This is a genomic window from Gordonia sp. ABSL11-1 (assembly GCF_030315685.1).
In the GTDB taxonomy this organism is placed as follows: Bacteria; Actinomycetota; Actinomycetes; order Mycobacteriales; family Mycobacteriaceae; genus Gordonia.
Window position 1 is genome coordinate 189,727 of record NZ_JASXSI010000004.1, and the last position, 21,530, is coordinate 211,256.

Genomic DNA, 21,530 nt, shown 5'->3' on the forward strand with positions numbered 1-21,530 from the left:
CGAGCACAGCGGGCCCGACGCGTATCGAAACCCCACACACCGAAAGCACCCCAGCACAATGGACTTCACACTTCCCGAATCCGGCGAGGACGTCCGTGGCCTCGCCCGCGACATCACCGGCAAGATCAGCACACCGGAACGCGTCGCCGACCTCGAGTCGTCGTCGGCGCCGATCGACACCGACCTGTGGCGTGAACTCGGCGCGGCCGGCCTGCTCGGTCTCGAGGTGTCCAGCGCCGCAGCGGGCGAGCGCGGCGGCGACCTGTCAGCGATCGAGAACGACCTCGTCGCCGAGGAACTGGGCCGCGCCCTGGCGCGTGTGCCGTTCGCTGCGCACGCCTGCGCCGCCCTGCCGGTGATCGCGACCCGCGCGGACGCACTGCGTGACTCGATCGTGGTCCCCGCCGCCGGGGGCGAGGTCGTGCTGACCGTCGCCTTCGAGGAGGACCTCGGGGTCGACGTCACCGCACCGGCTACCACCGCGACGCGCGACGGTGACCGACTGACCGTCACCGGCACCAAGGTCAACGTTCCCTACGCCGAGGCGGCCGATCACTTCGTCGTCAACACCGTCGGACCCGACGGCCCGGTGGCGGTCGTCGTCCCCGCGCGCTCCACGGGCCTCTCGATCACCGCCACGGATTCGACGGGCAAGATCCCCACCGCACAGGTCGATCTCACCGACGTCGTCGTCGACGCCGACCACGTCCTCGACGGCGGCCTCACCGCCGTCCAGGACATCGCCGACCGGTTCACGCTGGCGGTCTGTGCCGAGCAGTCCGGCGTCGTGACGCGCGCGCTCGAACTCGCCGCCGAGTACGCCCGTGAACGTGAGCAGTTCGGCCGCGCGATCGGGTCGTTCCAGGCGGTCGCGCAGCGCCTCGCCGACGGCTACATCGACGCCCAGGGGCTGTCGCTCACGACCACCCAGGCGTCGTGGATGCTCGCGAACCTGCACACCGACGCACCGACCGGAACCGAGTCAGACCTGCGGACCGCGATCGCGACGGCCAAGTTCTGGGCCACGGAGGCCGGCCACCGCGTCGCCCACACGACCGTCCACGTGCACGGTGGCGTCGGCCTCGACACCAGTGACCCGGTGCATCGATACTTCTTGCGCGCCAAGCAGAACGAGTTCACCCTCGGCTCGGCGCCCGTCGTCCTGGCCTCGATCGGCGCCGAGCTGGCCGCCACCCCGGTGTGACCCTCGCGGAGATGCTGGCCGCGGTCGCCGACGTCGACGACCGCGGCCTCCACCACGGAGACGAGTTCGTGTCGTGGCGCGACCATGTGGCCCGCTCCGATGAGTGGGCCACGGCCGTACACCAGGTGTTGCCGGCCGACCGTCCCCCGCATGTCGGTGTGCTGATGGGGAATTCGCCGGGGTTCAGCTACCTGCTCGGGGCCGCGGCGACCGGCGCGTTCGTCCTCGTCGGGCTGAACACGACCCGACGGGGCGCCGCACTCGCCGCCGACATCGCGCGATCCGAGTGTCAGATCGTCCTCACCGACGGCACGCACCGCGCACTGCTCGATGATGCCGATCTCGGTGATCTGCCGGTGATCTCGATACGCGACTCACTCCGTTCGCCGCTACTCGATCAGCAGGAAGAACGCGATCAGCAGGAGAATCCCGACGCCTCGAACCGCTGGTCGAGTAGCGGCGAGCGAGCGCAGCAAGCCCGACGCGTATCGAGACCACTCCCGACACCCGACGACCTGATGATGCTCATCTTCACCTCCGGGACCACCGGCGACCCCAAGGCCGTGCGGTGCACGCAGCGGAAGTTCGCGGAAAGCGGGCGCATGCTCGCCGATCGCTTCGAGATCGGCTCCCGAGACGTCGTGTATCTGTCGATGCCGATGTTCCACTCCAACGCGGTGATCGCAGGATGGTCGGTGGCGCTCGCCGGAGGCGCCTCGATCGCCCTTCGAGATCGTTTCTCCGCCAGCGGTTTCCTTTCCGACGTGCGCCGCTACGGCATCACGTTCGCCAACTACGTCGGCAAGCCGCTCAACTACATCCTGGCGACACCGGAGCACGCCGACGACGCCGACAACACCCTGCGGATCATGTATGGGAACGAGGCGTCGGCACGTGATCGAGCCCGGTTCGCCGAGCGGTTCGGCTGCCGTGTCGTCGACGGATTCGGATCGACCGAGGGTGGTGTCGCGATCACCCGCACAGCGGACACGCCCCCGGACGCGCTGGGTCCCCTGCGCGCACCCACCGCCGTCATCGATCCCGAGTCCGGCGACCCGGTGCCTCCCGGAGAGGTCGGTGAGATCGTCAATGCCTCTGGGCCGGGACTGTTCAGCGGCTACCACAATGATCCCGACGCCACCGCGGATCGGATGCGCGGCGGCGTCTATCACACCGGCGATCTCGCCTGGGTCGACGACGACGGCTTCCTGCATTTCGCCGGGCGGCTCGGCGACTGGCTACGGGTCGACGGTGAGAATCTCGGGACCGGACCGATCGAGCGAATCCTTTTGCGGCACCGGGCCGTACGCCAGACCGCGGTCTACGGTGTGCCCGTCGAGATCGGCGACGAGATCGAGGCCGTCCTCGTCACCGACGACACCGTCGACGCTGAAGCGTTCACCGAATTCCTGAAGGCACAGAACGATCTCGGCCCCAAGCAGTGGCCGCACCGGATCCGCCTCACCCACGAGTTGCCCGACACCGCCACCTTCAAGACGGTGAAGCGACAGCTCCGCGACGCCCCCGAGCCGTGCACCTGGACCCGGCGTGACGGACGATATGTCGCCGTCCAGCACTCACCGTCGCAGTAGTCGACGACCCAGATGCGCCTGCAGCACGAAAGGGCCCGGGCGACGACTGTTGTCGCCCCGGCCCCCCCGCACTGCTCTGATATCGCGGCCGCTCAGCTCACCGGGGTGGTGACCGTCGCGTTCATCCGCGCGACCGCCCGGTCGTATTCCCCCACCAGACCGGCGATCATGTCGGCCACGGGGACGATCTCGTTGCAGCGACCCACGATCTGACCCGCAGGCATCGCGACGACCTCGGGATCGTCGGCCCGTGAGATCCGCGCGTGGGCCTCGCCGACCAGCAGGTTCTGCAGCGGCATCGGTAGCGGATCGGGCGCACCGGGCGCGTCCCAGGCGTCGGTCCACTTCGTCTTGAGCAGTCGCGCAGGTTTTCCGGAGTAGATCCGCCGCCGCACGGTGTCCCGCGACGTCGCCTTCAGCAGGGCCTTCTGGATCGTCGAGGGCCCGTCGGCGTCGGGTTGCACACCGAGCTTGTACTCAGCCGCGGTCAGCCAGTAGGTGCCCATCCACACCCCCTGTGCGCCGAGTGCGATGGCAGCCGCGATCTGGCGTCCACTGCCGACGCCACCCGCCGCGAGCACCGGGGCGGCATCTCCCACGGCGTCGACGAGCTCGGGCCACAGGATCATCGAGGTCACCTCACCCGTGTGACCGCCACCCTCGTAGCCCTGTGCGATGACGATGTCGACACCAGCCTCGACATGATGCAGCGCATGCTCTTTCGCGCCCGCGAGGGCGGCCACGAGAACTCCGTTGTCATGCGAGGTGGCTATGACGTCGGCGGGCGGCGAGCCCAGCGCGTTCGCGATCAACTTGATCTGGCCGTACTTACGCGCATGCTCCATCGACACGTCCACGTGCGAGCGGGCCACCGAGTGCAACCACCCGAGCACCCCGGCGTCGACCCGCTCGCCGTTCGGCAGCGGAGGCACGCCGAGATCGTCGAGGGTGCGCTCCACGAACGCGCGATGCTCCGGCGGGATCATCGAGTCGAGGTCGAGTTTGCTGCCCTCGGTGGGGATCTTCGCCGGCATCACGATGTCCACACCGAACGGTTTGCCGTCGGTGTTCTGATGCATCCACTCGAGCACCTCGTCGAGTTCGTCGGCCTCGTTGAAGCGGACGCAGCCGAGTACCCCCAACCCGCCCGCGCGGCTGATCGCCGCGGCGACGTCCTGACTCGGGGTGAATCCGAAGATCGGATAGTCGATGCCGAATCGTTCGGCGAGTGCGGTACGCATGTCAGCTCTTCTCCGGGGCGCCGAGCGCCTCATCTGCGGGTCGTTCCTGGGTGATCCCGGCACCCCACCGGTAATCGGGTTTGCCGGCCGGCGATCGTTTGATCTCGTCGACGAACCACACACTGCGCGGGCACTTGTAGCCCGCGAGTTCCTTGCGCACCACGTCGTTCAGTTCGGCGAGGGTCGGCCGGGCGTTGTCGCGGGTGGCGATGACCGCGGCGACCCGCTGGCCGAACCGGTCGTCCGCGACGCCGACCACCACCGTGTCGAACACATCCGGATGAGCTTTGAGCGCACCCTCGACCTCTTCCGGGAACACCTTCTCGCCGCCGGTGTTGATCGAGACCGAGCCCCGGCCGAGCATCGTGATGGTGCCGTCCTCCTCGACCTGGGCGAAATCTCCCGGGAGTGAATAGCGAACTCCGTTGAACTCCTTGAAAGTCTTCGCCGACTTCTCCGGGTCGTTGTGATAGCGCAGCGGGATGTGGCCGGTGCGCGCCAGCACGCCGATCTCACCGCTGCCAGGTGCCACGCGGGTGCCGTCCTCCCGGAGTACGTGGGTCTCGCTGTCGGCCTTCACCCGGGGCCCACCCGTGTGCGGGGAGTCCTTCGACGCGACTCCGAGACCGCCGAAGCCCGTCTCCGACGACCCGATCGCGTCGATGATGATGGCATTCGGGAAGCGGTCGATGAACTGTTCCTTGATGCTCGGCGAGAACAGACACGCCGACGACGCGATGGACACGACACTGCTCAGATCGTGCTCGTCCTTCTCCGCCAGCGCCTCGATCATGGGACGTCCCATGGCATCTCCGGTGATGAAGACGACGTTGACGCGGTGCCGCTCGATGACGTCCCAGACATGGCCACCGCTGAACTCGGGGTACACCACCACTTTTCCGCCACCGAACAGCGCCTGGAAGATCGCCCACTGCGAACCGCCGTGGATGAACGGCGGGATCGGGAACCGGACGAGCTGCCCGCCGTCGGCACCCGCACGCGCGAGCTGCCACTCGTCGGCAACGGGAGTGCTGGTGTACCAGTCGATTCCACCGCCGAGAACTCGCCACACGTCGACCTGGCGCCAGACGACACCCTTCGGCTTGCCGGTCGTGCCGCCGGTGTAGAGCATGTACAGGTCGTCGTCGGACCGCTCCTCGAAGTCCCGTTCCCCACTCGCTCCGGCGATGGCGTCCTCGAACCGGATGGAGTCGGAGTATCCGACGCAGGTCGGTGGGGCATCGGAGCCGTCCTCGACGACGATTCGGTGTTCGATCGAGGGCGCGTTCGGCAACGTGTTGCACACCCGTTCACAGAACTGGCGCTCGTGGATGAGCACCGACATCCCCGAGTCGGTGAAGATGTGCTCGAGTTCGGACTCCACGTAGCGGTAGTTGACGTTCACCATCACCGCGCGCGCCTTGAAGATGGCGACCATCGACTCGACCGCCTCGATGATGTTCCTGCTGTACAACCCCACTCTGTCGCCCGGTTTCACCCCGAGCTCGCGAAGCGTGTGGGCAAGGGCGTTGGATCTCGCCTCGAGCTGTGCGTAGGTCCGCGTCTCGTCGCCGGATTCCAGCGCGACGCGATCGGGCACCAGGTCGACTGCATGCTCGATGAGGTCGGCAATCGTATAGGCCATGGCAACAAAATTAGAACGTGTTATCGTTTCGGGCAAGCAGCAATCACGCACAGATTCGCGAGGGACGACGATGACCACTGTTGCCGGCGCCGAGACCGACACCGACCGGGCACCGGAGTGCCTCGTCGAGAAGCGCGGCCACATCCTGATCGTGACCATGAACCGCCCGCAGGCACGCAACGCGCTGTCGGCGGAGATGATGCGCATCATGGTCGAGGCCTGGGACCAGGTCGACAACGACCCGGACATCCGAGTCGCAATCCTCACCGGTGCCGGGGGCGCGTTCTGCGCCGGCATGGACCTCAAGGCGATGAACAAGAACTCCCCCGGCGAGACCGCCGATCAGGGCACGTGGAATCCGGCCAGTCTGCCGGCACTGCTGAAGGGTCGCCGTCTGACCAAGCCGCTGATCGCCGCGGTCGAGGGGCCTGCGATCGCCGGTGGCACCGAGATCCTGCAGGGCACCGACATCCGGGTCGCCGGCGAGGGTGCGAAGTTCGGTGTCGCAGAGGCACGGTGGGGTCTGTTCCCGCTCGGCGGCAGTGCGGTGCGACTGCCCCGGCAGATCCCGTACACGATCGCCGCCGACCTGTTGCTGACCGGCCGGCACATCACCGCGGCCGAGGCCAAGGAGTACGGCCTCATCGGCTACGTGGTTCCGGACGGCTCGGCCCTCGACAAGGCCCTGGAGATCTCCGAATCGATCGCCGCCAACGGTCCGCTCGCGGTACAGGCGATCCTCAAGACCATCCGGGACACCGAGGGGCTGCACGAGTTGGACGCGTTCGACATCGAGTCGAAGCTCGGCATCGCCGTGTTCAAGAGCAAGGACGCCAAGGTCGGCCCGCGAGCGTTCGCGAACAAGGAGAAGCCGGTCTTCACGGGGGAGTGACTGCGATTTCGTAGTACGAACCCGCCCTCGACGCGTGTCCGGACTACAGAATGGGTACCGTCGCCCTTACCCGCCGCGGCGTCACCGTGAGCTCGAATCCCCTCGGCACCATCGTCAGTCGCTCATCGACGGCCAGCTCGTAGCCGGGATCGGCGGCGATGTCATACCGGTGGATGAGGCACGCCAACACCAGCACCGCCTCGTGTAACGCGAACTGACGCCCGATGCACGCGCGCAGTCCGGCACCGAACGGCTTGTAGCTGTGCGCGGGGCGCTTCTTGACCTCGGCCGGCAGGAATCGATCCGGGTCATAGGTGTCAGGATCTCGCCACACGGTCGGATCCCGGTGGACCTGGCCGAGCACGATCACCGCCCAATCCTCCGGCCGCATCCGATGACCGCCACCGATGGTGGTCTCCGACTTCGGGCTGCGGGCGAATCCGGGGACCGTCGGCCAGATCCGCAACGCCTCGTCCAGACACCGACGGATGTAGCGGAACTTCGGGACCTGTTCGAATGTGGGTGTCGCGCCGGCATCCTCACCAAGGATGTCGTCGACCTCCTGCCGCGCCCGTGCGAGGCACCCGGGATTCCGTGACAGGTAGTAGAGCGTGAAGGCCAGTGCCCCCGAGGTGGTCTCGTGCCCAGCGACGAGGAACGTCAGGATCTGATACCGGATGTTCAACGCAGACAGTCGATCTCCGGTCTCCGGATGCGCCGTGTTGAGCATGATGCCGAGCAGGTCGTGTTGATCGGTACTGCCGGAACGTTCGGCGATCAGGTCGTCGAGGAGTTCGTCCACATACGCCTGCTGGGCGGCGTTGCGGCGATCGAGCCATCGACCCAGCAGTCGGCCGCCGGGCGCGGTCAGGAGACCGCCTTTCCGCCGGCCGGTCTCCAGCGCGCGGATCATGGCGTCGACGAACGGGTGTGGCTGCGACGTCGTGAACGACCCGAAGTCGTGGCTGAACGCCGCGCGGCTGAGTGTCTCCATGGTGAGTTTGGTCATCGATCGCGTGACGTCGACCGGTCCGGACTGTCGATCCCAGTAGTCGAACAGCTCACCGGCCGTCTCCAGCATGATCGGGTGATATGACTGCATCGCCGGTTTGGTGAAGGCCGGCATCAGCAATTCGTGCGCGAGTTGCCAATTCGGCTCGTCATTGCGCGCGGTGAACAGTCCGTCGCCGGCGTAGTGCCGGAGCGCGACGATCGCGGGCGGGAGGGCCTTGCAGAATCGCGACTCGTCGCAGAGCTCCGCGGCGAGCTCAGCACTCGACACGAACACGAAATTCTGTCGGAAGATCCGCATCTCGTAGATCGGGCCGAGGTCGGCGCCCCACTCCAGGAGATCCAGCAGCGGGTGCCGCGGATCGGACACGCCCAGATCACCGATCAGCGGCTTGCGTGCGCCCGCATGCGGAAAGGACTGTCCCGACCAGTCGTTCTTCACCTTGCCGACCACACCTCGACCCTGCGCCGGGCCGTCGACGATGTCAATCCATCCACGGGTGGAATCGAGCCCCCGGCGCTCTTGACAGAGTCGATAATAGCGAGCACTCTCTGATAAATGATGGATCTACACCTCGCACGCTCGGTGCTCGACGCTCAGCCGTTCAGTCGGATGATCGGTGCACGACTCACCCGTGTCGGCGACGACGGCGTCTCGTTGACCGTCGACATCCGCGATGATCTCCGGCAGCAGTACGGCTACATCCACGGCGGCGTGCTGAGTTACCTCGCCGACAACGCACTGACCTACGCGGCGGCCCTCGGCCTCGGGACGGACATCATCACGAGCGGGTTCAGCATCGAGTATCTCGCGCCCGCCGACGACGGTCGAGAACTCGTCGCCGACGCCGTCCTCGTCCACTCGGGTCGCACGAAAGCCGTTGCGCGGTGCGACATCAGCCTGGTCGCCGACGATGGTTCGCGGCGGATCGTCGCTGCGGCGCAGGGTACGAGCATGGTACGGGGCCGTGGGTCGTCGACCGCAGTTCAGCGCTGACGAGATCCTCGACGCGGCACTGGCACTCGTCGTCGATGACGGCCCAGGAGCGGCGACCGCCACAGCCATCGGGCGAGCAATCGGCGCACCGTCGGGGTCGGTGTATCACCGCTTCGCCAGCCGGGACGAACTGATGGCTCGACTGTGGTTGCGCACGATCGTCCGGTACCAGGAGGGTGTCGTCGCGGCGTTGGCGATCGACGGCGCCGACGACGCCGCCCGCGCCGTCGTCGCCCACTGCTTCGACTGGACCGCCACACATCCCGGAGAGTCCGCGCTGCTGGTGCAGTACGACAAGCGGGATCTCCTGCGGTCGTGGCCGGACACCCTCGCCACGGAACTGCGCAGGCACAACCGGTCAGCTCGAACTGCGCTGCGCGACTACGCTCGTCGACGCTTCGCCAGTGACACAGTCGAGGTCATGGACCGGGTCACCTTCGCGCTCGTCGACCTGCCCTACGCCGCGGTCCGCCGACATCTCCCGGATCGGGGTACGCCGTCGGAGTGGCTGCGCGACTTCACTGTTCGGTCGGCGCTGGCGATACTCGCGGAGATGGATCCCGGCGGGGACCCTTCGTGACGCTCGCAGGGTCAGACCAATGCCGCCAATTCCCGGATCGTCTCGGTGTCGCGGGCGGTCACCATCAGCATCCTCACGCCGGCCGCCTCCCACTGCTTGATCTGCGCACGCACCTCGTCCGCTGTTCCCGCGATCATCGTCTCGCGCACCATCTCGTCGGGCACCGCAGCCATCGCCTCGACCTTGCGGCCTTCCCGGAAGAGGGCACCGATCTCGTCGACCGCATCGCCGTATCCCATCCGCCGGTAGAGTTCGGCGTGAAAGTTCTTCTCCTTGGCGCCCATTCCACCGACGTAGAGCGCGGTCGACGGCCGGTATCGCTCCACCGCCTCCGCGACGTCATCGGTGATCACCAGCTGGACCGTCGCGGCTACCTCGAACTCGTCGCGTGTGCGCCGGGCGCCCGGCCGGGCGAAGCCCTCGGCCAGCCATTCCTCGTACTGATCGGCGAGCCGCAGGCTGTAGAAGATCGCCAGCCAGCCGTCGGCGATCTCGGCGGTCTGCGCGACGTTCTTGGGCCCCTCGGCGCCCAGCCAGATGGGGATGTCGGCGCGGAGTGGGTGCGTGATCGGCTTGAGGGGCTTGCCGAGTCCCGTCGCGCCCGGCGCGTCGGTCGGATAGGGCAGCGGATGATGCGGGCCGGCACTGGTCACGGCGCCGTCGCGCGCCAGGACGTCGCGGACCACCTGGACGTACTCGCGGGTGCGCGCGAGCGGTTTGGCGAACGGCTGCCCGTACCACCCCTCGACGACCTGCGGCCCGGACACCCCGAGTCCGATGATGTGTCGCCCGCCCGACAGATGGTCGAGCGTGAGCGCGTGCATCGCCAACGAGGTGGGCGGTCGGGCGGAGAGTTGGGCAACGGCCGTCCCGAGCCGGACACGTTCGGTGGCGGCCCCCCACCATGCCAGGGGCGTGTACGCGTCCGACCCCCACGACTCGGCGGTGAACACCGCATCGAATCCGGACTCCTCGGCGGCCGCGATCAGGCCCGGAGCATTCTCGATGGGTCCTCGGCCCCAATAGCCGAGTTGTAGTCCGAGCTTCACCTCTGCGTCCTCCACGGGTCCGTGACGTGCACCTTGTGCCTCAATACTAGAACGTGTTCTACTCGAAGCGTGAGCACCAGCACAACTGCACCCCGCCCGGCCCCGGCCAGCCCCGTCGCGGCGGTACCCCGACCGGAGTCCCCGATCCTCACCGCTCCCCTGAAGAACTCGTTCGACTACACGCGTTCGCTGGGCCCGGTGTTGAGTCAGTTCGCCCTCGCGCTGCGTGACGGTCGCATCATCGGCTCGAAGAGCAGTGACGGCACGGTGTCGGTCCCGCCCGTCGAATTCGATCCGGCCGGCGGCGCGCCGATCACCGAACTCGTCGACGTCGCCACCACCGGCACCGTGACCACGTGGTCGTGGCAGCCGGAACCGCTGGCGGCCCAGCCGGTCGACAAGCCGTTCGCCTGGGCACTGATCACCCTCGACGGCGCCGGAACCTCACTCCTGCACGTCGTGGCGGTCGACTCCCCCGCCGGCATCTCCACCGGCCTGCGGGTCCACGCCGTGTGGAGGGCTGCTCGTGTCGGGCGTATCGACGACATCGCGTACTTCGCGCCCGGCGACGCGGCCGCGGACGCACCACCCAACGAGGCGGAGAACCCCGAGGGCGATCTCGTCGTGATGCCGACCCCCATCACCACCGAGATCGAGCATTCGGCCACCGAGGAAGAGTCCTGGTATCTGGAGGGTCTCAAGGCCGGCAAGCTCTACGGCACCCGGATCGGCTCCGGCGTCGACGCCGACCGGGTCTACTTCCCGCCCCGCAAGGTCAGCCCCGCCGACGGCGCGCAGGCAGTCGAGCGTGTCGAGTTGGCGCACACCGGCATCGTGACGACGTTCTGCATCGTCAACGTGCCGTTCCAGGGCCAGCGCATCAAGCCGCCGTATGTCGCGGCCTACGTCCTCCTCGACGGCACCGACATCCCGTTCCTACATCTCATCCTGGATTGCGAGGCAGCCGACGTCCGAATGGGCATGCGCGTCAAGGCCGTCTGGCTCCCGGAGGACGAGTGGGAGTACTCGATCGGCAACATCAGCCACTTCGCGCCGACGGGTGAACCCGACGCCGACTACGAGACCTACCGCGATCAGCTCTGATCGCACATCAGACCACCACTCCGGACTAGGAGCACCTGTGACACTCCCACGGATCGCGATCATCGGGTTCGCACACAGCCCGAATGTCGTCGGGACCCACGGCACCACCAACGGTGTCGAGATGTTGATCCCCTGCTTCCAGAAGCTGTACGCCGACCTCGGCATCTCCCGCACCGACATCGACTTCTGGTGCAGTGGATCATCCGACTACCTCGCCGGGCGGGCATTCTCGTTCATCTCGGCAATCGACTCCATCGGCGCCATGCCGCCGATCAACGAATCCCACGTCGAGATGGACGGCGCCTGGGCACTGTACGAGGCGTGGGTGAAGATCGCCACGGGCGAGGTCGATCTCGCGCTCGCATACGGCTTCGGCAAGTCGACCGCAGGCAACATGGATCAGACCCTCGCACTGCAGACCGATCCGTACACCGTCGGACCGTTGTGGCCCGACGCCCGGTCACTCGGCGCCCTGCAGGCACGAGCCGGCCTCGACGCCGGAACCTGGACCGAGGCCGACATGGCTTCGGTCGCGGCCCGCACCACCGGCGCCTCCCTCGACGACCTGCTCGCCGCGGACTATGTCGCGAATCCCCTGCGCGCCCATGACATCGCGCCGTACACCGACGCGGCCGCCGCGGTCATCATCGCGAGTGAACGACGCGCCCGCGAGCTCGTCGCGAATCCGGCATTCGTGACCGGTTGGGATCATCGGATCGACACCCCGAACTTCGGGGCCCGCGATCTGACGGTGTCACCGTCGACCGCGCTCGCCGGCCGCACGGCGTTCGGTGATCGCAGCCGCGCCGTCGACGTCGCGGAGATCAACGCGGCGTTCACCCATCAGGAACTGATCATCCGCAACGCGCTCGAGCTCCCGGATTCGGTGCAGATCAATCCGTCCGGCGGTTCGCTGGCCGGCAACTCGCTGTTCTCCGCAGGTCTGCAGCGGGTCGGCTATGCGGCCCACGAGATCCTGACCGGCAACGCCGGCACAGCACTGGCGCACGCGACGAGCGGCCCGCTGCTGCAACAGAACATGGTGGTCACCTTGGCAGGAGACGAGAACTGATGGCACACAACAACCGCGCGGCTGTCCTCGGCACGGGACAGACGAAGTACGTCGCCAAGCGGCACGACGTGACGATGGCCGGCATGTGCCGAGAGGCCATCGACGCCGCCCTCGCCGACGCCAAGGTCTCCATCGACGACATCGACGCCATCGTCATCGGCAAGGCGCCCGACCTCTTCGAGGGCTCGATGATGCCCGAACTCGCGATGGCCGAGGCGATCGGCGCCGTCGGCAAGCGGATGATCCGTGTCCACACCGCCGGTTCGGTCGGCGGATCCACCGCGAATGTCGCCGCCTCCCTGGTGTTCGCCGGCGTTCATCAGCGCGTGCTCGCAGTTGCGTGGGAGAAGCAGTCCGAGTCGAACGCCATGTGGGCGTTGTCGATTCCGGTGCCGTTCACCAAGCCGGTGGGCGCCGGTGCGGGTGGGTTCTTCGCCCCGCATGTCCGGTCCTACATCCGACAGTCGGGGGCGCCCTCGCACATCGGCGCCATCGTCGCCGCCAAAGATCGTCGGAACGGTTCGAAGAACCCGCTGGCGCACCTGCAGCAACCCGACATCACCAAGGAGAAGGTGATGGAGTCGCAGATGCTGTGGGATCCGATCCGATACGACGAGACCTGCCCGTCGTCGGATGGGGCGTGCGCTGTGGTGATCGGTGACGAGAAGACCGCGGACGGCGCGATCGCCGCGGGCGATCCGGTGGCCTGGATCCACGCCACCGCCATGCGCACCGAACCGCTGTCGTACGCTCATCGCAACGTCGTCAGTCCGCAGGCGGGACGCGACGCGGCGGCGGCACTGTGGAAGGCCGGCGGGATCAGCAATCCGCTCGAGGAGGTCGACACCGCCGAGATCTACGTGCCGTTCTCCTGGTTCGAGCCGATGTGGCTGGAGAACCTCGGCTTCGTCGCCGAAGGCGAGGGCTGGAAGCTCACCGAGGCGGGCGAGACCGAGATCGGTGGACGCCTGCCGGTCAACGCGTCCGGCGGCGTGTTGTCGTCGAACCCGATCGGCGCCTCCGGCATGATCCGTTTCGCCGAGGCCGCCATCCAGGTGATGGGCAAAGCCGACGCGCACCAGGTCCCCGACGCACGCAAGGCCCTCGGCCACGCCTACGGCGGTGGCTCCCAGTACTTCTCGATGTGGCTGGTAGGCGCCGACAAACCCGTCCACTAGCCCCGCGCCCGCCCACCACGGAGGCCACCGCACCCGCCTCCCGAACGCACCCAGCACGGAGGCTACGCCGCGCCAGGGACACGACGCCGCGGGGCGCCTCCGTGCTGGGCACGTTGGGGGGAAGCTGCGGTGCGGTGCGTGCGGTGGGGCGCTACCTCTCCGGCACCGCGCACGCCGCCCCGTCGGACATCCCGGTCGGACGGACACCGAGCGCCTGATTGAGTCGCGCCCGTTGGTTCTCCCACGCCACCGTGGCGGCCAATTCGGCGATCTGACGGCGGGACAGATGGTGTGACAGTCGATCTCGTAGTTCCGAGAGATCGTCGCCGACGGCCGGTGTGATGGTCATCGCCTCGGCGTAGCCGATGACCAGTTTCTCCAGATCCGTGTAGGCGCCGCTGTCGCGAAAGCGTGGAAGGTCACGGATCTGTTGCTCGGTGACGCCCGCACCGCGGGCCAGCGCCGATCCGATGTCGAGGCAGAACTCGCAACTGACGAGGCCCGCGGTCTTGAGTTCGGCGAGTTCCTTGAGTTTCGGGTCGAGTGCGTTGCTCAGCAGCAATGCGGTCTCGTAGACACCGGTGGCCGCGGCGATCTGCGGTCGTCGTCCGAGCCACCCGACCAGGTCACCGCGATGTCGCTTGGAGGAGGCAAACGCCTTGCCGTAGCCACGGATTCGTTCGATTGCACGCATCGCTCCACCTTTGCAGCCGATGAACGTGGGGAGAAATGCGTCCACCCCACCTCTCGTCTCTCACCTTCGTCGGTCCGAAGGTGGTTGACAAGAGATGGGGTGGATTCGTGATCGAGTTCTCAGGCCGGTCGGACCGAGTTGATCGTCTTCTCGACCTCCCAGAATGCGCGGAGCGCACTCAGTTTGCCGTCGGCGTCCGCACGGTAGGTGAACACGCCGTGCGCCTCGGAGATGTGCCCCGCGATGTGCGTGACGATCTTGCCGACGTAAGCGACCTCGTTGCCACAGATGATCTCGTCGTCGAAGACGAACTCGATGCTCGCGGTAGTCGCGATCGACTTGTCCCAGAACTCCGCGATCTGTTCGTGTCCGCGGAATCCGTGTCCCTCGGGATCGAACATCGACGGCCCGACCGGATCCTCCACCGTCCCCTCAGCGGCAAAGTTCTCCACCCACGCCTGCTTGTCACGTGACGCGACGAGCTCCCGCGACCGACGACCAGCCACCACCGCGGGATGATTCTCCCGGTCGATGTTCAGGTAGGCGGGGGCGTCGTTGCCCAGACCTGTTTCCTGATCCGTCATTTGGTGCCGTAATCGACCTGGAGTTCCTTCACGCCGTTGATCCACCCGTGACGGAGTCGGCGCGGCGCGGCCAGCCGGCTGATGTCTGGGACGAGATCGGCGAGCGCGTTGAACATCAGGTTGATCTCCATGCGCGCGAGGTTCGCGCCGATGCAGAAATGTGCACCGTTGCCGCCGAAGCCGACGTGCGGGTTGGGATCGCGAAGGATGTTGAACGAGAACGGATCGTCGAATACGTCCTCGTCGTAGTTGGCCGAGCCGTAGAACATCCCGACGCGCTGGCCCTCCTTGATGTCGATCCCGCCGATCTGGGTGTCGCGCTTGGCGGTGCGCTGGAACGCGTTGACGGGGGTCGCCCAACGGACGATCTCGTCGACGGCCGTCGCCGGGCGTTCCTTCTTGAAGATCTCCCACTGATCCGGGTGCTCGAGGAATGCGTTCATGCCGTGGCTGATCGCATTGCGCGTCGTCTCGTTGCCGGCGACGGTCAGCAGGATGAAGAAGAACCCGAACTCGGTCTCGTCAAGAGCCTGTCCGTCGATGTCGGCATTGACCAGGGTCGAGACGATGTCCTCGACCGGGTCCTTGCGTCGCGCCTCGGCCATGGTGTACCCGTAGCCCAGGATCTCGGCGGATGCCATGGCGGGATCCTCGCCGAACTCCGGGTCGTCGTAGTTCATCATGTTGTTCGACCAGTCGAACAGCTTGCCGCGGTCTTCCTCCGGCACGCCGAGCAGGTCGGCGATCGCCAGCAGCGGCAGGTCGACGGCGACGTCGTGGACGAAGTCACCGTTCCCCTTCTCCGCGGCCTTGCTGACGATGGTGCGCGCCGCGTTGTCGAGCTTCTCCTCCAGCGAATGCACCGCGCGTGGCGTGAAGGCCTTCGACACGAGCTTGCGCAGCCTGGTGTGATCCGGCGGATCATGGTTGATCAGCAGCGCCTTGGTGACGTCGAGCTGATCCTGGCTCATGTCGTCCTCGAAGCGCATGATGACACCGTTGGTCGCGGTCGACCAGTCATCGTTGTTCTTGGAGATCTCCCGGATGTGGGCGTGCTTGGACACCACCCAGTACCCGCCGTCATGGAAGCCCCCGCCCTTGCCGGGCAACTGGGCATTCCACCAGACCGGAGCTGTCTTGCGCAGTTGAGCGAACTCTTCGACCGGGATGCCGTTCTCGAGCAGGTCCGGGTTGGTGAAATCCCAACCCTCCTGCTCCATGAACGGAACATTGGCCGCAGCGCCCCCGATGTCGGCGCCGGTTGTCGCACCCTGTGCCTGGGTCACGTCACACCACCTCGCTGTGAGATTAGAACCTGTTTCAATCTCATTAGAGCACATTGTGACCCGAATGACAGGCCTCAACGAGAACTTGTTCTAGTTTGGGCCGCCCGACCCGTCTCGAGATGCGGCGATACTGCCACCATCAATTGTGGCATGCCTCAGAGATGGCCGGTGGCGCCCCGTCGCGCGCTGTTATGCGCGACCAGCAACGTCTCCACATCATCGCCGACATCCGACAGAACGTCTTCCGATCACCAGCGCAGGCCCAGGTCACCCGCCCATGGACTCGGATGAGAACATGTTCTAGTTTGAGGATGACGACATGACGTGTGGTGACGAGAACGAGGAGGAGCGCGATGGGCGTACCGGTGATCGTGGAAGCGGTTCGGACCCCGATCGGCAAGCGTGCCGGCTGGCTGTCGGGATTGCATGCCGAGGAACTGCTGGGCGCCGCCCAGCGGGGGCTGCTGGAGCGGGCGGGAATCGACACCTCCCTGGTGGAGCAGGTGATCGGCGGCTGCGTGACCCAGGCCGGTGCGCAGGCGGGCAACATCACGCGTAAGGCGTGGCTGTCTGCCGGGCTGCCCGATCAGACCGGCGCGACCACCATCGACTGCCAGTGCGGGTCGGCGCAGCAGGCCAATCACCTCATCGCCGGACTCATCGCCTCCGACACGATCGACGTCGGCGTCGCCTGCGGTGTCGAGATGATGTCGACGGTGCCGCTGGGCGCGAACGTCGGCACCGATGCAGGGCCCTACCACGCGGACTCCTGGGACGTCGACATGCCGAATCAGTTCCGGGCGGCCGAACGCATCGCGGAGCGGCGGGGTATCGGCCGCGCCGATGTCGACGCCCTGGGCGAGCGCAGCCAGCGCCTGGCGAAGCGGGCGTGGGACGAGGGCCGGTTCGACCGGGAGGTCCTCGCCCTCAAGGCCCCCGAGCGCACGAAGGAGGGTGAGTACACCGGCAACATCCTCGACGTCAGTCGCGATCAGGGTCTGCGCGCCACGACACTCGAGTCGCTCGGCGGGTTGACGCCGGTGATCGACGGCGGAATCCACACCGCCGGCACGTCATCCCAGATCTCCGACGGCGCCGCCGCCATCCTGATCATGGACGAATCGAAGGCCCGTGCGCTCGGATTGACGCCGCGAGCACGGATCAGGGCCCAGGCACTGGTCGGCGCCGAACCGTACTATCACCTCGACGGTCCGGTGCAGGCGACCGAGCGTGTTCTCGCCAAGTCCGGGATGGCGCTCTCCGACATCGACCTCGTCGAGATCAACGAGGCCTTCGCCTCCGTCGTCCTCAGCTGGGCTCAGGTCCACAAGGCGGACATGGATCGGGTGAACGTCAACGGCGGCGCTATCGCGCTCGGACATCCGGTGGGCTCCACCGGTTCCCGGCTCATCACCACCGCTCTGCACGAACTCGAGCGCACCGACGGTCAGACCGCCCTCATCACGATGTGCGCGGGCGGGGCACTCTCCACCGGAACGATCATCGAGCGCATCTGATGCCGGTCATGGATCCCAACGCGAGGCCGAAGCAGCCCGGCTCGCCGACGGTGGCGTGGCTGATCAAGGCCGGCTCCCGCCTCAACACGAAGCTCTACCGGGCCACGGGTGGTCGCTTGGGCAACAGCTGGCGCGTCGGGTCCGGCTTCCGCAAGCCCGTCCGGTGTGTCTGCTGACGACGATCGGCCGCAAGAGCGGTGCGCCGCGGACCGCGCCGCTGCTCTATCTCCGAAAGGGCGATGCCTTCGTGCTCGTCGCGTCGCAGGGTGGACTGCCCAGGAATCCGGCGTGGTTCCCGAACCTGACCGCGAATCCGGCGGTGAGCATCCAGGTCGGCAAGAACACCACCCACGAGCTGGTGGCGCGCACCGCGTCCGACTCCGAACGTGCCGAACTCTGGTCGGAGCTCGTCGAGCTCTATGCCGACTTCGACACCTATGCCGCGTGGACCGACCGTCAGATCCCGGTCGTCTGCGAGCCGCGCTGACCCTTTGCTTCCCGGTCCGACCGCGGTAGCCCGCGGACGGCAGCGCCCACCCAGCGGTCGAGGAACGCCCGTAGCTCCGTATCGGACCGTGGTGGCCGGCCGGGATCGAGGACCATGGACTGCAGTGTCCGCAGGACGATTTCGATGATGTCCTCGATCTCGGCGAACCGATAGCCGGCACCCACCCAGTCGACGTCCATCCGATCGACCATCGACCGCGCGAACTGGCGCGCCATCTCCGAGGTGATCTCGCCGACGACGGGCACGCTCAGCCGGTCGGCCCGGAGCAGCAGACCGACGTATCGGTCGTCGGCGAGCTCGGCGAGACACACCGCGAGACCTTCCACCACCGCTTCATCCGGGGCCGTGATCCCCCGTAACCTCTCCTCGATCCTGCCCAGCAGTGCACCCACGGCGTCTATCGCTGTGGCCGAGAGCAATTCATCGGTGCTGCGGAAATACCGGTAGACGGTCTGCCGCGTCACACCCAGGGTGCGGGCGACGTCGGCAAGCCCGGTGCCCGGCCCCTCCCGGTCTATCGTCTCGCGAGCCGCCGCGAGAATCCTGGCCACCGCGTCCTCGTCGTTGACCGGGACATTGCCTCCCCATCCGTGGGTGCGCATGTACCGCTCTACCCCTCACCGAATCCGACGGACCTTCATGGGACGCCAGCCTACCGGCACGCTCCCGGCGGAGTCGGACATCTCGCCGACCATACGCGATGCGCGGATAATGCATGGTGTGGTGACGGCCGCCACAGTCGGCGGACAGTTCCCGTCCCACCGCGAGCCGGATCCGAGGAGACACCATGGCCTCTGCAACCGGCGTCTGCCCGTTCAGCCCGGACTTCGACTTCACCGATCCCGACGTCCTGGAGCAGGGCATCCCGCTGACCGAGTTCGCCCAGCTCCGCGCGACCGCACCCGTCTGGTGGAACGCCCAGCCGGAAGGGACATCGGGCTTCACCGACGGCGGTTTCTGGGTGATCTCCAAACACGCCCACGTCCGGGAGATCTCGAAGAACAGTCAGCTGTGGTCGACGAACGCGAACGGCGGGATCATCCGGCTCCCCGACTACGTCACCCCGGACCAGATCGAGTTCACCAAGGCGCTGTTGATCAACCACGATCCGCCCGAGCACACCCGACTGCGCAAGATCATCTCCCGGATGTTCACCCCGCGTGCGGTCGCCACCCTGGAGGAGAACCTGACGGACTCGGCCCGCCGCATCGTCCGCGAAGCGGCCGAGAAGGACACCGGCAACTTCGTCGACGACGTCGCGATTCACCTTCCGCTGCAGGCGATCCTGGATCTGCTGGGCGTGCCGGCACCCGACCGTCCGAGGTTGCACGAGCTCGTCGACGCGATCATCAACAGCGACGATCCCGATCAGACGATCGATCCGACGACCGCCAACGCCGAGTTGCTCGGGTACGCCTATGCGATGGCCGAGGAGCGACGGAAGAACCCCACCGACGACGTGGTCACCACCCTGATCCAGGCCGACATCGACGGCGAGGCCCTCGACCAACTCGAGTTCGGCTTCTTCGTCATCCTGCTCATCACCGCCGGCAACGAGACCACCCGCAACGCGACCACTCATGGGATGAACGCCTTCCTGGACAATCCGGACCAGTGGGAGCTCTTCAAGCGCGAACGACCCGGCACGACGAACGACGAGGTGCTGCGGTGGGCCTCGCCCGTGCACGCGTTTCAGCGCACCGCGCTGGCCGACACGAGGGTCGGCGACGTCGATATCACCGCGGGGCAGCGCGTCGGATTATTCTACAGCTCAGCCAATTACGACGAAGACGTGTTCACCGACCCGTTCGCCTTCGACATCACCCGCGACCCGAATCCGCACCTCGCATTCGGCGGCAACGGCGCGCACTTCTGCATCGGCGCCAACCTCGCCCGGCTCGAACTGACCCTGATCTTCAACGCGATCGCGGAGGTCCTGCCCGACATCGGCCGGCTCGGCGACATGCGTCGGGTCCGCTCGGGCTGGCTGAACGGCGTCAAGGACCTCCCCGTGCGCTACGGGGGCTGTCCGGTGACCTGACGGTGTACGGTCATGTGACGTAGGACACATCCACGGTGTGGACCGGCCGCCCGTGGGACCGCGGAGGACGCCATGACCGCATCGACTCACCACACGTTCGACGTCATCGACTTCACCGATCCGGCACTGCTCGAGCGTGGTCTCCCCCTGGCGGAGTTCGCCGAGCGCCGCGCGACCGCGCCGGTGTGGTGGAATCCGCAGGCCATCGGCCCGGCCTTCTTCGATGACGAGGGATTCTGGGTGATCAGTCGCCATGCCGACATCCGGTCGGTCTCGAAGGACACCGCCACGTGGTCGAACTGGGCCAAGGGTGCCGTCATGCGCTTGCCGGAGACGTCGACACGGGAACAGGTCGACGCCGGGCGCGCCTTCCTCCTCAACATGGATCCGCCCGAGCACACCCGGATGCGCAGGATCGTCTCGCGCATGTTCACACCGCGTGCGGTCGCCGCACTGGAGGATGACCTCCGCGAGCATGCCCGCGACATCATCTTCGCCGCAGCGGATCACGGTAGCGGGAACTTCGTCGAGGACATCGCAGTCCACCTACCGCTGCGTGCGATCCTCGACCTCCTCGGCGTTCCGGAGGCCGATCACGAGCATCTCTGCGATCTCGCCGATTCGATGGTCAATCCCGACGACCCCGACAGCAAGTTCGATCCCTTCACCGCCCACATCGAGATGCTCGGCTATGCCCAGGCGATGGCCGAGGACCGTCGTGCACATCCCCGTGACGACGTGGTGACCGTCCTCGTCCAGGCCGACGTCGACGGTCACGCGCTCAGCGAGATCGAGTTCGGGTTCTTCGTGATCCTGCTCGTCATCGCCGGCAACGAGACCACCCGCAACGCGATCTCCCATGGCCTCGACGCCTTTCTCGACCGCGCCGATCAGTGGGAGTTGTATCGGCGTGAACGTCCGCCCACCGCAGTCGACGAGATCATCCGCTGGGCCACCCCGGTGCACTGTTTCCAGCGCACTGCTGTCATCGACACGGAAGTCGGCGGCGTACGGATCGCGCAGGGCCAGCGAGTGGGCCTGTTCTACAGTGCGGCGAACTACGACGACATGGCCTTCGACGACCCGTTCACCTTCGACATCCTGCGCGACCCGAACCCGCATCTGAGCTTCGGCGGCAACGGCGCACACTTCTGCATCGGGGCAAATCTCGCGCGCCTGGAGGTTCGCCTGCTGTTCGACACCCTCGCCGACCTCGTCCCCGACATCACCAAACTCGCTGAGCCACAACGTGTCCGATCCGGCTGGTTGAACGGGGTGAAGGAGCTACGGGTCGATTACGGAGTGAGCTGAACTCCGGTCCCTGAGTGAGGAGCG

The 21,530-nt window shown here is 66.8% G+C and carries 19 protein-coding genes and 1 pseudogene; 12 read left to right on the plus strand and 8 right to left on the minus strand.

The genetic code is table 11. The annotated features are described in order from the left end of the window. The first annotated feature begins 58 nt into the window (after positions 1 to 58). Positions 59 to 1,204: an acyl-CoA dehydrogenase family protein gene (locus QSJ19_RS06440; protein ID WP_286319124.1), complete on the plus strand. Its 1,146-nt coding sequence runs from the start codon at positions 59 to 61 to the stop codon at positions 1,202 to 1,204. Between the two features lie 11 nt (positions 1,205 to 1,215). Then, positions 1,216 to 2,796 carry a long-chain-fatty-acid--CoA ligase gene (locus QSJ19_RS06445; protein ID WP_286319125.1) on the plus strand — a complete coding sequence of 527 codons (1,581 nt, stop codon included), beginning with the start codon at positions 1,216 to 1,218 and terminating at the stop codon, positions 2,794 to 2,796. Positions 2,797 to 2,888: 92 nt separating this feature from the next. On the opposite strand, the gene QSJ19_RS06450 is transcribed toward QSJ19_RS06445, so the two are convergent. Further along, entirely contained in the window at positions 2,889 to 4,037 is a 1,149-nt protein-coding gene (locus QSJ19_RS06450) for an NAD(P)H-dependent flavin oxidoreductase (protein WP_286319126.1), read from the minus strand. 1 nt (position 4,038) lies between these two features. Continuing rightward, the gene (locus QSJ19_RS06455; RefSeq protein ID WP_286319127.1) at positions 4,039 to 5,682 is read right to left on the minus strand and encodes an acyl-CoA synthetase; all 1,644 of its coding nucleotides are present in this window, start codon (positions 5,680 to 5,682) and stop codon (positions 4,039 to 4,041) included. Between the two features lie 70 nt (positions 5,683 to 5,752). Here QSJ19_RS06455 and QSJ19_RS06460 point away from each other — a divergent pair, with 70 nt between their 5' ends. Next, positions 5,753 to 6,574: a crotonase/enoyl-CoA hydratase family protein gene (locus QSJ19_RS06460; protein WP_286319129.1), complete on the plus strand. Its 822-nt coding sequence runs from the start codon at positions 5,753 to 5,755 to the stop codon at positions 6,572 to 6,574. Positions 6,575 to 6,617: 43 nt separating this feature from the next. Here the strand turns inward: QSJ19_RS06460 and QSJ19_RS06465 are convergent, their stop codons facing one another. Next, complete coding sequence (locus tag QSJ19_RS06465) at positions 6,618 to 8,039, minus strand: cytochrome P450 (protein ID WP_286319130.1); 1,422 nt, start codon at positions 8,037 to 8,039, stop codon at positions 6,618 to 6,620. Positions 8,040 to 8,144: 105 nt separating this feature from the next. Between QSJ19_RS06465 and QSJ19_RS06470 the strand changes: the two genes are divergently transcribed. Together QSJ19_RS06470 and QSJ19_RS06475 are read left to right on the plus strand one after the other, a co-directional pair. Next, positions 8,145 to 8,582: a PaaI family thioesterase gene (locus QSJ19_RS06470; protein WP_286319132.1), complete on the plus strand. Its 438-nt coding sequence runs from the start codon at positions 8,145 to 8,147 to the stop codon at positions 8,580 to 8,582. Then, positions 8,554 to 9,162, plus strand: coding sequence for a TetR/AcrR family transcriptional regulator (locus QSJ19_RS06475; protein WP_286319135.1), 609 nt, complete (start codon positions 8,554 to 8,556; stop codon positions 9,160 to 9,162). The genes QSJ19_RS06470 and QSJ19_RS06475 overlap by 29 nt, the downstream gene beginning before the upstream one ends. Before the next feature lie 11 nt (positions 9,163 to 9,173). Here QSJ19_RS06475 and QSJ19_RS06480 read toward each other — a convergent pair whose 3' ends face one another. Next, on the minus strand, positions 9,174 to 10,211 hold the full coding sequence (locus QSJ19_RS06480) for an LLM class F420-dependent oxidoreductase (RefSeq protein ID WP_286319327.1): 1,038 nt from the start codon (positions 10,209 to 10,211) through the stop codon (positions 9,174 to 9,176). Between the two features lie 69 nt (positions 10,212 to 10,280). Between QSJ19_RS06480 and QSJ19_RS06485 the strand changes: the two genes are divergently transcribed. From QSJ19_RS06485 to QSJ19_RS06495, 3 genes are read left to right on the plus strand one after another with little or no spacing between them, the layout of a single operon-like run. After that, positions 10,281 to 11,315 (plus strand): Zn-ribbon domain-containing OB-fold protein, encoded by a 1,035-nt coding sequence (locus tag QSJ19_RS06485; protein WP_286319137.1) that lies wholly within the window; start codon positions 10,281 to 10,283, stop codon positions 11,313 to 11,315. A gap of 37 nt (positions 11,316 to 11,352) precedes the next feature. Continuing rightward, positions 11,353 to 12,387, plus strand: a complete 1,035-nt coding sequence (locus QSJ19_RS06490; protein ID WP_286319140.1) for a thiolase family protein — start codon at positions 11,353 to 11,355, stop codon at positions 12,385 to 12,387. Further along, entirely contained in the window at positions 12,387 to 13,565 is a 1,179-nt protein-coding gene (locus tag QSJ19_RS06495; RefSeq protein ID WP_286319142.1) for a thiolase family protein, read from the plus strand. Before QSJ19_RS06490 ends, QSJ19_RS06495 begins: the two co-directional genes overlap by 1 nt. Before the next feature lie 151 nt (positions 13,566 to 13,716). Here QSJ19_RS06495 and QSJ19_RS06500 read toward each other — a convergent pair whose 3' ends face one another. The 3 genes from QSJ19_RS06500 to QSJ19_RS06510 all read right to left on the minus strand — a co-directional run bounded on the left by QSJ19_RS06500 (position 13,717) and on the right by QSJ19_RS06510 (position 16,129). Then, entirely contained in the window at positions 13,717 to 14,259 is a 543-nt protein-coding gene (locus tag QSJ19_RS06500) for a carboxymuconolactone decarboxylase family protein (RefSeq protein ID WP_286319143.1), read from the minus strand. A 119-nt stretch (positions 14,260 to 14,378) separates the two neighbouring features. Then, on the minus strand, positions 14,379 to 14,843 hold the full coding sequence (locus tag QSJ19_RS06505) for a nuclear transport factor 2 family protein (RefSeq protein ID WP_286319145.1): 465 nt from the start codon (positions 14,841 to 14,843) through the stop codon (positions 14,379 to 14,381). Then, on the minus strand, positions 14,840 to 16,129 hold the full coding sequence (locus QSJ19_RS06510; protein WP_502876103.1) for a cytochrome P450: 1,290 nt from the start codon (positions 16,127 to 16,129) through the stop codon (positions 14,840 to 14,842). The genes QSJ19_RS06505 and QSJ19_RS06510 overlap by 4 nt, the downstream gene beginning before the upstream one ends. Positions 16,130 to 16,482: 353 nt before the next feature. Between QSJ19_RS06510 and QSJ19_RS06515 the strand changes: the two genes are divergently transcribed. Both QSJ19_RS06515 and QSJ19_RS06520 read left to right on the plus strand, forming a co-directional pair. Then, the gene (locus tag QSJ19_RS06515) at positions 16,483 to 17,646 is read left to right on the plus strand and encodes a steroid 3-ketoacyl-CoA thiolase (RefSeq protein ID WP_286319147.1); all 1,164 of its coding nucleotides are present in this window, start codon (positions 16,483 to 16,485) and stop codon (positions 17,644 to 17,646) included. Continuing rightward, positions 17,646 to 18,133: pseudogene (locus QSJ19_RS06520) on the plus strand (nitroreductase family deazaflavin-dependent oxidoreductase). Before QSJ19_RS06515 ends, QSJ19_RS06520 begins: the two are co-directional and overlap by 1 nt. On the opposite strand, the gene QSJ19_RS06525 reads toward QSJ19_RS06520, so the two are convergent. After that, the gene (locus QSJ19_RS06525; protein ID WP_286319149.1) at positions 18,103 to 18,756 is read right to left on the minus strand and encodes a TetR/AcrR family transcriptional regulator; all 654 of its coding nucleotides are present in this window, start codon (positions 18,754 to 18,756) and stop codon (positions 18,103 to 18,105) included. The pseudogene QSJ19_RS06520 and the gene QSJ19_RS06525 sit on opposite strands and share 31 nt — an antisense overlap. A gap of 185 nt (positions 18,757 to 18,941) precedes the next feature. Between QSJ19_RS06525 and QSJ19_RS06530 the strand changes: the two genes are divergently transcribed. Together QSJ19_RS06530 and QSJ19_RS06535 are read left to right on the plus strand one after the other, a co-directional pair. Next, positions 18,942 to 20,195, plus strand: coding sequence for a cytochrome P450 (locus QSJ19_RS06530; RefSeq protein WP_286319151.1), 1,254 nt, complete (start codon positions 18,942 to 18,944; stop codon positions 20,193 to 20,195). A gap of 72 nt (positions 20,196 to 20,267) precedes the next feature. After that, positions 20,268 to 21,506 carry a cytochrome P450 gene (locus tag QSJ19_RS06535; RefSeq protein WP_286319153.1) on the plus strand — a complete coding sequence of 413 codons (1,239 nt, stop codon included), beginning with the start codon at positions 20,268 to 20,270 and terminating at the stop codon, positions 21,504 to 21,506. The last annotated feature ends 24 nt before the right edge of the window (positions 21,507 to 21,530 follow it).

Excerpts from the sequence above, each read along its gene's own strand:
- QSJ19_RS06440 (WP_286319124.1), top strand. The coding sequence starts at position 59 with ATGGACTTCACACTTCCCGAATCCGGCGAGGACGTCCGTGGCCTCGCC.
- QSJ19_RS06445 (WP_286319125.1), top strand. The coding sequence starts at position 1,216 with ATGCTGGCCGCGGTCGCCGACGTCGACGACCGCGGCCTCCACCACGGA.
- QSJ19_RS06450 (WP_286319126.1), bottom strand. The coding sequence starts at position 4,037 with ATGCGTACCGCACTCGCCGAACGATTCGGCATCGACTATCCGATCTTC.
- QSJ19_RS06455 (WP_286319127.1), bottom strand. The coding sequence starts at position 5,682 with ATGGCCTATACGATTGCCGACCTCATCGAGCATGCAGTCGACCTGGTG.
- QSJ19_RS06460 (WP_286319129.1), top strand. The coding sequence starts at position 5,753 with ATGACCACTGTTGCCGGCGCCGAGACCGACACCGACCGGGCACCGGAG.
- QSJ19_RS06470 (WP_286319132.1), top strand. The coding sequence starts at position 8,145 with ATGATGGATCTACACCTCGCACGCTCGGTGCTCGACGCTCAGCCGTTC.
- QSJ19_RS06495 (WP_286319142.1), top strand. The coding sequence starts at position 12,387 with ATGGCACACAACAACCGCGCGGCTGTCCTCGGCACGGGACAGACGAAG.
- QSJ19_RS06500 (WP_286319143.1), bottom strand. The coding sequence starts at position 14,259 with ATGCGTGCAATCGAACGAATCCGTGGCTACGGCAAGGCGTTTGCCTCC.
- QSJ19_RS06505 (WP_286319145.1), bottom strand. The coding sequence starts at position 14,843 with ATGACGGATCAGGAAACAGGTCTGGGCAACGACGCCCCCGCCTACCTG.
- QSJ19_RS06515 (WP_286319147.1), top strand. The coding sequence starts at position 16,483 with ATGGGCGTACCGGTGATCGTGGAAGCGGTTCGGACCCCGATCGGCAAG.
- QSJ19_RS06525 (WP_286319149.1), bottom strand. The coding sequence starts at position 18,756 with ATGCGCACCCACGGATGGGGAGGCAATGTCCCGGTCAACGACGAGGAC.
- QSJ19_RS06530 (WP_286319151.1), top strand. The coding sequence starts at position 18,942 with ATGGCCTCTGCAACCGGCGTCTGCCCGTTCAGCCCGGACTTCGACTTC.
- QSJ19_RS06535 (WP_286319153.1), top strand. The coding sequence starts at position 20,268 with ATGACCGCATCGACTCACCACACGTTCGACGTCATCGACTTCACCGAT.